At 50.9% G+C, this 9,601-nt stretch carries 12 protein-coding genes; 10 read left to right on the plus strand and 2 right to left on the minus strand.

Annotated features, from left to right (window positions below; translation table 11 throughout):
* The 7 genes from ACLQ7H_RS00450 to ACLQ7H_RS00480 all read left to right on the plus strand — a co-directional run.
* On the plus strand, window positions 1–290 hold a 290-nt coding region (locus tag ACLQ7H_RS00450), incomplete at its 5' end, for an SDR family NAD(P)-dependent oxidoreductase (RefSeq protein ID WP_411750974.1).
* Between the two features lie 15 nt (window positions 291–305).
* Window positions 306–1,544: a hydroxymethylglutaryl-CoA synthase family protein gene (locus tag ACLQ7H_RS00455; protein WP_411750975.1), complete on the plus strand. Its 1,239-nt coding sequence runs from the start codon at window positions 306–308 to the stop codon at window positions 1,542–1,544.
* Window positions 1,537–2,256, plus strand: a complete 720-nt coding sequence (locus ACLQ7H_RS00460; RefSeq protein ID WP_411750976.1) for an enoyl-CoA hydratase/isomerase family protein — start codon at window positions 1,537–1,539, stop codon at window positions 2,254–2,256. The genes ACLQ7H_RS00455 and ACLQ7H_RS00460 overlap by 8 nt, the downstream gene beginning before the upstream one ends.
* Before the next feature lies 1 nt (window position 2,257).
* Complete coding sequence (locus ACLQ7H_RS00465) at window positions 2,258–3,010, plus strand: polyketide synthase (protein WP_411750977.1); 753 nt, start codon at window positions 2,258–2,260, stop codon at window positions 3,008–3,010.
* A 2-nt stretch (window positions 3,011–3,012) separates the two neighbouring features.
* Entirely contained in the window at window positions 3,013–3,801 is a 789-nt protein-coding gene (locus tag ACLQ7H_RS00470) for an SDR family oxidoreductase (RefSeq protein WP_411750978.1), read from the plus strand.
* 66 nt (window positions 3,802–3,867) lie between these two features.
* A complete protein-coding gene (locus tag ACLQ7H_RS00475; protein ID WP_411750979.1) occupies window positions 3,868–4,323 on the plus strand; it encodes a lipocalin-like domain-containing protein in 456 nt (151 codons plus the stop codon).
* 337 nt (window positions 4,324–4,660) lie between these two features.
* A complete protein-coding gene (locus ACLQ7H_RS00480) occupies window positions 4,661–4,909 on the plus strand; it encodes a hypothetical protein (RefSeq protein ID WP_411750980.1) in 249 nt (82 codons plus the stop codon).
* Between the two features lie 80 nt (window positions 4,910–4,989).
* Here the strand turns inward: ACLQ7H_RS00480 and ACLQ7H_RS00485 are convergent, their stop codons facing one another.
* Entirely contained in the window at window positions 4,990–5,877 is an 888-nt protein-coding gene (locus ACLQ7H_RS00485; RefSeq protein ID WP_411750981.1) for a DMT family transporter, read from the minus strand.
* Between the two features lie 108 nt (window positions 5,878–5,985).
* On the opposite strand from ACLQ7H_RS00485, the gene ACLQ7H_RS00490 reads away from it, so the two are divergent.
* The gene (locus tag ACLQ7H_RS00490) at window positions 5,986–6,759 is read left to right on the plus strand and encodes an AraC family transcriptional regulator (RefSeq protein WP_024485605.1); all 774 of its coding nucleotides are present in this window, start codon (window positions 5,986–5,988) and stop codon (window positions 6,757–6,759) included.
* Between the two features lie 13 nt (window positions 6,760–6,772).
* Here ACLQ7H_RS00490 and ecpA read toward each other — a convergent pair whose 3' ends face one another.
* Complete coding sequence (ecpA, locus tag ACLQ7H_RS00495; RefSeq protein WP_411750982.1) at window positions 6,773–7,360, minus strand: common pilus major fimbrillin subunit EcpA; 588 nt, start codon at window positions 7,358–7,360, stop codon at window positions 6,773–6,775.
* Window positions 7,361–7,569: 209 nt separating this feature from the next.
* Between ecpA and pdxB the strand changes: the two genes are divergently transcribed.
* Window positions 7,570–8,691: a 4-phosphoerythronate dehydrogenase PdxB gene (gene pdxB / locus ACLQ7H_RS00500; RefSeq protein ID WP_411750983.1), complete on the plus strand. Its 1,122-nt coding sequence runs from the start codon at window positions 7,570–7,572 to the stop codon at window positions 8,689–8,691.
* Window positions 8,692–8,793: 102 nt separating this feature from the next.
* Window positions 8,794–9,601 (plus strand): aspartate-semialdehyde dehydrogenase (locus ACLQ7H_RS00505; protein ID WP_411750984.1); only part of this gene is annotated, 808 nt, incomplete at its 3' end.

A 9,601-nucleotide genomic window follows, 5' to 3' on the forward strand; every position in this document is an offset into this window, starting at 1 on the left:
CTTATGCGGCCTCCAAAGCCGGGTTGGTTGGCTTAACTAAAACCATCGCCAAGGAATATGGCCATTTGGGCATTACGGCCAATGTGCTGGTGCCGGGATTAATTGATACCAATATTATTGGTAATGATGTGAAGGGGATCTCTCTGTTTTTTGAACAATATGCCCCGGTGAAGAGACTGGGCACCACGGTTGAGGTGGCTGAGGCCATTTTGTTCCTTATCAGTGCAGAGTGTAGCTATGTCAACGGGGCGATCTTCAATGTGACCGGCGGCATTGACTGGGTTTACTAACTTGCGGAATTCCTGATGAATAATATCGGCATTGAGAAAATCAGTATTTACCCCAGCAGCCTGGCGCTGGAGTTATCCGAACTGGCGCAGGTGCGTGGGGAAGATAGCCAATATATTGAAGAAACTCTGATGGTGAAGACACGGAGTTTGGTTCCGCTGTGGGAGGATGCCGTTACGCTGGCCGTCAACAGTGCTCAAGAGATGTTGACCGAGCACGATCGTGCGGATATTGGCCTATTTATCATTGCTAGCGAGTCGGGGTTGGACCAGGAAAAAGCGCTAAGTACTTGGGCGCATCGGCATTTGAGATTACCTAATGCCTGCCGGGTTTTTGAGGTGAAATCCGCTTGTCATGCTGGCGCGGCCGCCTTGAAGATGGCCGAGTCCTGGCTATCGTCGGGCCTTAATCGTGGTAAGAAGGTACTACTGATTAATGTAGACATCAGTAATAATATGACCCGCCACGGCAAAATGGAGTACAGCCTTGGCGCGGGAGCTATTGCTCTGCTCATTTCAGATACGCCAGCCTTTGCCATTATTGAGACGGGTAAGTCGGGTATTCATACTCATGAAGTGACGGACGTTATTCGTCCACTCCCTTGGAAAGAAATTGCCATTGATGTGGAGGCGAGCCTTTTTTCCTATATGGATGGTCTTGAAGGCGCTTTTGCAGAGTATTGTCTACAAGTACCAGAGGCAAACGACAGTGCGTACTTTGATTACAATATTTATCACTTGCCTTTTCCCGGCATCAGTAAAGAGGCCCATAAGATCTTGTTGGAGTTGCAAGGGGAATTTAGCCAAGAGGCGCTATCGGCTTCATTTAAGCAAAAAGTGTTGCCCGCTTTATATTACCCGCAAAGAATGGGTGCAACCTACTGCGGCAGTATTTTTCTTTCCCTATTTTCGCTGATCTTGCGGGCACCCACCCTTAAATCAGGGGATCGTATTGGGATCTACTCCTACGGTTCTGGCTCATGTGCAGAATACTTCAGTATGCTGGTTGGCGAAAATGCATCAGCGATAGCTCAACAGCAAGGAGAGGTGCTGGATGCCTTGTTGGCGCAACGCAAGGTGTTGAGTGTATCCGCATATCAGCAGCTAGAAGATGCGCGCAGCACGCAAATGCAGGGGGAAGATTATAACTTAGACCAGGACCACCTCCAGGATTGGTATGCCTATCACTACCACGGGCGTGGTCGTCTGATCCTTAAACAGATCGATAATTACATGCGGAGTTATCACTATGCATGAATTTATTACCGTGCCGATAAAATTTAACCCCGACTTATTAAGAAAATTTGAAGCTAGCTTTGGCGAAGCACTCAATAATAAGCAGGTTGATGTCATCGTGTTGATTGGCAGGGACAACTATTTTTGTATGGGTATGGATCTTGATTATATTGCTACCGATTATGATCCAGGCTTCGTTACGCAGTTTTGTAATATCTTGAAAATAGTGAAGAGCAGTTCAAAACCGGTGTTGGCTATGGTTGAAGGGAGTGTGATAGCCGGAGGGTTAGCTTTACTGTCGATGGTGGACTTTATCATCTCTGATGAAACGGCCTCTTTCAGTTTGCCTGAGTCGGCATTTGGTTTAACACCGGCCATCGCCATCGCTGGTTTACTTGAGCGTATCAAACCTCATCACATTAAATACCTTGCCTGGACCTCAGATGCGATTTCTGCCAAACAAGCGCTTGAGTGGGGGTTGGTAGATAAAGTCAGCTCAGTGGCCAGTCTAGAACAAGATGTTCTGTTAATGAGCCATCGGTTTTCCCGAACTCCGGCCAGCGTCATACGCGAAAGCAGGCAATTATTGAGCAAACATTCCTCTTTTGAGGATGTTATCAACCTGGGAGGACAACTGCTACAAGATAAACTAAAGGATATTCAGGTAATAGAAAGAATAAGCGGTTACCTGGAGAATATTAGATTGTTTAATGATGAATATGCAAGGGATTAATATGGCAAAGATAACCTTAGAAAAATACAATGAAAATATTGTTTTTTTTCATATTAACGATCCCGCTAGCAAGAATGCCATTGATGATGATTTCTGTTTACAGCTCTATGAGATTGTTGACACGATAAAAAAAGATAAGGCTGTCAAGGTGCTTATCTTGCAGGGGGGGACGGAAATATTTTGTACGGGAGGGACGGAGGCATTTTTACAAGGCCTGATTGAACACTATCAAACCAATATTGAACATGAATATGCTAATCATCTTAAGCACCTGTTGAATATTCCTATTCCGGTGATTGCCGCAATGGAGGGGAGCGCGACCGGTGGCGGATTAATTTTAGGTTTATATGCCGATATCGTAGTCGCAGCGGAGGAGAGCCGCTATGGCCTATCTTTTATGAACATGGGGTTCACGCCAGGTATGGGCTCAACCGCGATGTGTAGGGAGGCTTTTGGCTACCATACCGGCTTTGAAATCATGGTGACCGGCAATTATCTTAAAGGCAGTGAGCTAAAAGGAAAGGGCTGTTTTAATTATATTTTACCCCGAAGTGAGGTTCTGGAAAAGGCGCTTGAACTCGCTAGCGCTATTGCTGAAAAACCGCGAAATAGCCTGGAGTTATTAAAGAAATACATGTCAATAGAGCGTCGTAAAAGCCAGGAGGAGGCCAGCACCATTGAAGCATTTATGCACCATATTTCATTCAATCAAAATGATATCAAACAACAAATACAAGACAATTACACAGGTTAACTATGATGAATAACTTTAGTGAAATGGTCGTCTTAGTCACGGGGGGGACCAAAGGTATTGGCCGGGCCACGGTGGAAAGCTTTGTTAAAGCCGGAGCTAAAGTTTATGGTACGTATTATTGGGGGGATAACCTGGATGAACTCGAAGCCTGTTTCTCTCTTTATCCCAACCGGCCTATCTTCCTGCAGTCTGATATCAGTGATAAAGTGGCCACCATTCGATTAATCAAAATGATTGTCGATAACGATCAAAGGCTCGATATTTTGGTCGCCAATGCGGCTTTCGCCCCTCAGTTTAAAGATAGCTATGAGTATCGGGGGTTGCTGGATAGCATTGAGCATAACGCCTGGCCATTGGTTACCTATCTTGATGTGATTAAACAGTTTTCAGGTCAGTTTCCTCGCTATGTTGTGGCAACGACCTCGGAAGGGCATCGCAATTGTCATATTAATGGATACGATTATGTTGCGGCATCGAAAGCGGTACTGGAAACATTGATTAAATATATCTCTGCGAGAGATGATATTATTATTAATTGTGTTTCACCGGGTGTAGTAGATACAGAGGCATTTGAGTTGGTATTTGGTAAGAAGGCGCAGGATTTTATTAGGAAATTCGATCCGGCTTTTATTGTTCAACCGGAGGCAGTGGCTAATGTAACTGTGGCCCTTTGCAGCGGTTTGATGGATGCGGTGCGTGGTCAGGTTATCGTTGTGGACAACGGTCGGATGTTCACCGACACTTTCACCAAGTGGATAGCGATGATGGATAACTACTTTATTGATAAATAAGATATTTTTTGGTTTTGCGATGAATATCAATCGGTCACTTTATGCGATTATCTAAAGAGGCTATTTATGTCTGAGAACAGCAGAGATCAATTTGTCGGTCGCTGGAAGCTGGAGTCTTGTATCGGTATCTGCGGCGATAAGCATAGTTACCCTCTAGGTGTGGCACCTTTTGGGATGCTAACCTACACCGAAGAATATATGATGGTATTTATTTCTAACGATGAACGCACCAGATTCACTACCGATGATATTCGTGCTATACCTCCTGAACAGATCATCACGGATTTCCCCAGGTTTGAAACCTACTGTGGCTGTTACGATGTTGATTTTGATGAAAAGATAATTTCTCATAGGATTGAAAACAGCAAATACCCAAATCAAATAGGCACTGTACTTTGCCGAAAATTCAATTTTAAGCGTAACCAACTGATCCTTCGTTCTATCGACAGTTTGCTATTAAATAATACCCACTGGCTATTTGAGCTTGTCTGGACCAAACAAGAAAGTTTGCACAATGTTTAAGGCATTTAGATTGGGCCAGGTGCCATTGCCTGCAATCGAAATCTCGCGAGATAGGACAGTAAACGATGGGACGAGCGGGATGGGTAGTGATGTGGGAGGTGTGGTCCAAGCTTCAGGACATCGTTGAAGGGTATAAACTGGCGAAGTCTCTTGATCAGGAGATCTGAGCTTTGGGTTAGGGTGAGGGGGCTTATGAGGCTTGGGTGTGATATAAATATCTGGCCTGTGCCCCAGGTGGCACATTACCGCCACTAGGCATTGGGTTAAACGGAATAATGACGTCAACAATCAACACCAGAGTAGGGTGTTAGCCGCTACAGAAAGGGAGAGTAATATAATGGAGTATAAGGTAACTAATATGGGCATATATGACATGGAAGAGGAGCATATGCTTTATGTTGGAGTGACGGTGCATAGTCGCGATGACGCTAATGATTATCGGGAGGATATGCAGTTTAGTATCCACTTACCTTATGACCGCGAGAATACCTTAGCCTTCATCGAAGAACAAAGCATCGCAATGGTGAAAGAAAAAATTCGTCTGGCCGCTGCTCACTTGGCTCAGGATGGATCCTCCGCTCTTTAAGTCTTACCCTAGGTATTCGATCATTAACCGGAACCAAATGTAGGGGCGCTGCATGCTGCGCCCATTCAGAGATAGATGGATTATTCGGCCGTTTTTCTGCGCCCTAACGGCGTGCGCAGGCGCTGTGACAAGATCACCCCCAGCAGGGCGACGCCGCCGCCAATCAGATGGTAGCTCTGCAACTGCTCATGCAGGAACAGGACCGCAATTATCGCGGTGAACACCGGAGCCAGGTTCATAAAGATCGAAGCCTTGTTGGCACCCAGGCGCATCACCCCCTGGATCCACAGGAACGGCGCGGCAATTGAAGCAGGGATACCGGCAAACAGCACCAGTGGGATGTTCTGGCTAGTAAGCTGCACATCCTGTGCCATCAGGAAGTTCGGCAACAGCAGTACCACGCCAAACACGATCTGCACATACAACGACTGCCAGTTGGGCAACGGGATCGCCCAACGTTTGGTCAACACGCCGTATAGGGCGTAGGAGGCCGAAGCGGCGAACATCATCAGTTCACCTTTGCCAATGCCATGTTGCAGCAGCAGCCCCGGTTGACCCGCGCTAACCAGCCACACCAGCCCACCCAGCGACAGGATACTGCCCAGTGCGATACCCACGGTGGGAGCGACGCGCAGGACAAAGATGCCGATTAACACCGTCAGCAGCGGGATCAGGGAATTGAGGATGCCCATAAACAGCGCGCTGACGCTATGGGCGGCGTAATAGGCCAGGCTTTGATACAGCACCATCCCCAGCAGGCCGAGGATCATCAGCTTCCACCAGTTGGCGCGAATGGCAGGCCAATTACGCATCGCTCCCGGCAGAGCGAAAGGGGTGAGCACGATCAGCGCTAATGCCCAGCGATAGAAGGAGATGGCCGCCGGATCGATGGCGGTTGCCGATACTTTACTGACCACGGCGTTAATCGACCAGATCAGCACCGCCAGCAGGGGAAAGAGCACGTTCATGATAATGATTCTCAACAACTAATAACATGCTGGCTAGTCTACCCGTGTCCGGTTTATTATATATAGTCAAAATCAGACAGCAATTCGCGAAATCAAGACAACTTCACCATGGCCGAAACCCGTAATTACCCCACCGCAGACGTCGCTGCACCGCGCACGCTGTTTTTCCGCTGCGAAGAAACCAATGCGGATACCGAATATCTGCCGCACAGCCACGACTGGGGGCAACTGATCTGCGTCAAAACCGGGGTGATCGCGCTGAATATTGCCGGGCAGCGCTTTTTGGCCCCGCCGGAGTTTGCCGTCTGGCTGCCGCCGGGGATGGAGCATTCCAGCCATAACCGCAAACCGGTGCTGTTCCGCACCATCAATATCGCCAAATCCTTGTGCGCCGGGTTGCCAGAAGAGGCCTGTTTGATCAACGTATCGCCGGTGTTCAGCGCCATTGTAGAGGATTGCCTGGGGCGCAAAATGCTGGAACCCACTAGCGAAGAAGATCTGCGCCTGTGCCGGGTACTGATCGATCAACTGCGGATTTCCCCGGTTCAACAGACCTATCTGCCGACTTCACAAGATAAGTTTTTGGGGCCGGTGTTACAGGCGTTGGAACGTTGCCCTGCGGATAACACCTCATTGGCGGTGTGGGCCAGTAAGGTGTATACCACCGAACGGACGCTTTCGCGCCGCTGCCAGCAGGAACTGGGCATGTCGTTTAGCGAGTGGCGGCAGCGCCTGCGTTTTTTACATGCGCTTTCACTGCTCGAACAGGGGAAAACCGTGCAGGATGTGGCGCTCGATGTGGGCTACAGCTCGGCTTCCGCGTTTATTGTGATGTTCCAGCAGATTGCCGGTACCACCCCAGAACGATTCCGCCGGGCATGACCGGCCTCTTGCCTCAACTGGTCCAGACGACGTCGAACCGAACGTTCACATCACCGGTCCAGGTACCTTCTGGCAGGGTGCTGAAGTCAGTCACTGCTTTAGTGCCATCAGCCGTCGCGCTAATGATGCTGAAATCGAACTGGTCTTGCGCGCTGGTGCGGCCAGGCTGTTGGCCAGCGTTGGCTAGCGATTTCAGGCCGTAGCCCAACTTATGGGAGGAGGTATCAATCATAACGGTTTCAGCGGATTTGGATACCGGAGCGCCGTGGTAGTTAACCCCCACCTGCAAGGTAGAACCCGAGGGGCCAACCTGAGTCAGGGTGTTGGTAACCAGTGTGGAGGTCAGTTTAAAATCGGTTGCGGTTTCCCCGCCTTCGACAGTCACGTCAAACTGGCCTTTCTGACTGCTGAAGCCCTTGTTACCTGCCGCATATTGGAAATACAGGTTGCCCACCGGCGTCACCGTCAATTTGCTGGTGGTATCTTTCACCGCAGTGGCGGACCAGGTGGCCACGGTTTGCGCAGTGGTCTCTTCCGCCTGAGCGGTACCAACGGCGGTGAGTGTTGCAACGATCGCCAGAACAAGTGTCGCTTTTTTCATGGCTAACGCTCTTGATTTTCGATTTGTTTCTGTCCGTTAGCCAGTAGCTAACGCGAAGGTTCGCCTCCTTGCGTGATGATTATCGGAAAAAACTCAATAAAGCTTAGAAGAAAATAAGCGTTATTTCACCGGGCATAACAAGCTTGGGTTTAGCGACCATTCGGTGGCACACTATTTTGTAGCTTGAGTACCTATCCTCGGAGAGTAGCGTGAAGATACTGGTTGATGAAAATATGCCTTATGCGGTGGATTTGTTTAGCCGCTTGGGGGAAGTGCAGGCCGTGCCTGGCCGCCCGATCCCAACCGATGCGCTGGCCGGAGCCGACGCCTTGATGGTGCGCTCGGTGACCAAAGTGAATCAGGAACTGTTGGCTGGCACCAAGATCGGTTTTGTGGGTACCGCTACGGCGGGTACCGACCATGTGGACGAGGCGTGGTTGCAGCAGGCGGGGATTGGTTTCTCGGCCGCCCCTGGCTGCAATGCCATTGCGGTGGTGGAGTATGTGCTTTCGTCATTAATGCTGTTGGCGGAGCGTGATGGCTTCTCGTTGCGTGATAAAACCGTCGGGATCGTGGGGGTGGGTAACGTTGGTTCTCGGCTGGATGCTCGCCTGAAAGCCTTGGGCGTTCGTACACTGCTGTGCGATCCACCGCGAGCCGATCGCGGTGACAGCGGCGAATTCTGGCCATTGGAAAAGCTGGTGGCGCAGGCGGACGTGCTGACGTTCCATACCCCGTTGAACAAGACCGGCCCGTATAAATCATTGCATTTGGCTAACGCGGATCTGCTGGAGGCATTGCCCGACGATCGCATTCTGATCAACGCCTGCCGTGGTGCCGTGGTACATAACGCCGCGTTGCTTAACGTGCTGGAGCGGGGTAAGCGATTGAGTACGGTACTGGACGTGTGGGAGCCGGAGCCGGATCTCAGCGTGCCGTTGCTGGATCGGGTGGATATCGGCACCGCCCATATCGCCGGCTACACGCTGGAAGGTAAGGCGCGCGGTACCACGCAGGTGTTTGAAGCCTTTGCCCAGTATCTTGGGCAACCGCAAGCTATCGAGCTGACCTCGCTGCTGCCGGTGCCAGAGTTCAGTGAAATCCGTCTCAATGGGCCGCTGGACGAAGGCAAGTTAAAACGATTGATGCACTTGGTGTATGATGTGCGCCGCGATGATGCGCCACTGCGGCAAGTTGCCGGGCAGCCGGGTGAGTTCGATCGCCTGCGCAAGCATTATCAGGAACGCCGGGAGTGGTCTTCACTGCGGGTGCAGTGCGATGACAGCGCCAGTGCGGAACTGCTGCACAAACTGGGCTTCGGCGTCCTGTAAAGGACAACGCGTAAGGTTGCCTTAAGCAATAAGCAGTAAAGTTGATCGGGCGGTGACTGCATCGCCCGTTTGCATTTGAATCAAATACTCTGGAGAAACCCAATGTCTGACGGCTGGAATATCGCTGTGCTCGGTGCCACTGGCGCAGTAGGTGAAGCGTTGCTGGAATTGCTACAGGAACGCCAGTTCCCGGTGGGTGAACTCTTTCCTTTAGCCAGCGAGCGCAGTGCTGGTGCGACGGTGCGTTTCAACGGCAAATCCCTGCTGGTGCAAAACGTTGAAGAATTTGACTGGTCGCAGGCGCAGCTGGCGTTCTTTGTTGCCGGTAGCGAAGCGGCGGCCCGTTACGCCGATGATGCGGGCAATATGGGCTGCCTGGTGATCGACACCAGCGGCTATTTTGCCCTGGAGCCGGACGTGCCGTTGGTGGTGCCAGGCGTTAACCCGCAGGTGCTGGCGGATTACCGCAACCGCAATATCGTGGCGGTGGCCGATAGCATGGTGAGCCAACTGTTGACGGCGATTAAGCCGCTGACCGAGCAGGCCGGGCTTTCGCGCTTGCACGTTACCACGCTGATGTCGGTTTCGGCACGCGGCAAGGTCGCGGTGGACGATCTGGCTGGCCAGAGTGCGCGTTTGCTGAACGGCATCCCTGCAGAGCCGGGCGTGTTCGCCAAGCAGTTGGCGTTTAACCTGTTGCCATTGATGACCGATGAGCAGGGCAGCGTGCGCGAGGAGCGTCTGATCGTCGATCAGGTACGTAAAGTATTGCAGGATGAAGGGCTGCCGATCTCGGTAAGCTGCGTTCAGTCGCCGGTGTTCTACGGCCACGCGCAAGTGGTGCATCTGGAAGCGTTGCGCCCGATCGCCGCAGAAGAAGCTCGCCACGAGCTGGAGCAGGCTGAAGATA

It is taken from the genome of Serratia sp. (in: enterobacteria), assembly GCF_046715635.1.
Taxonomy (GTDB): Bacteria; Pseudomonadota; Gammaproteobacteria; order Enterobacterales; family Enterobacteriaceae; genus Chania.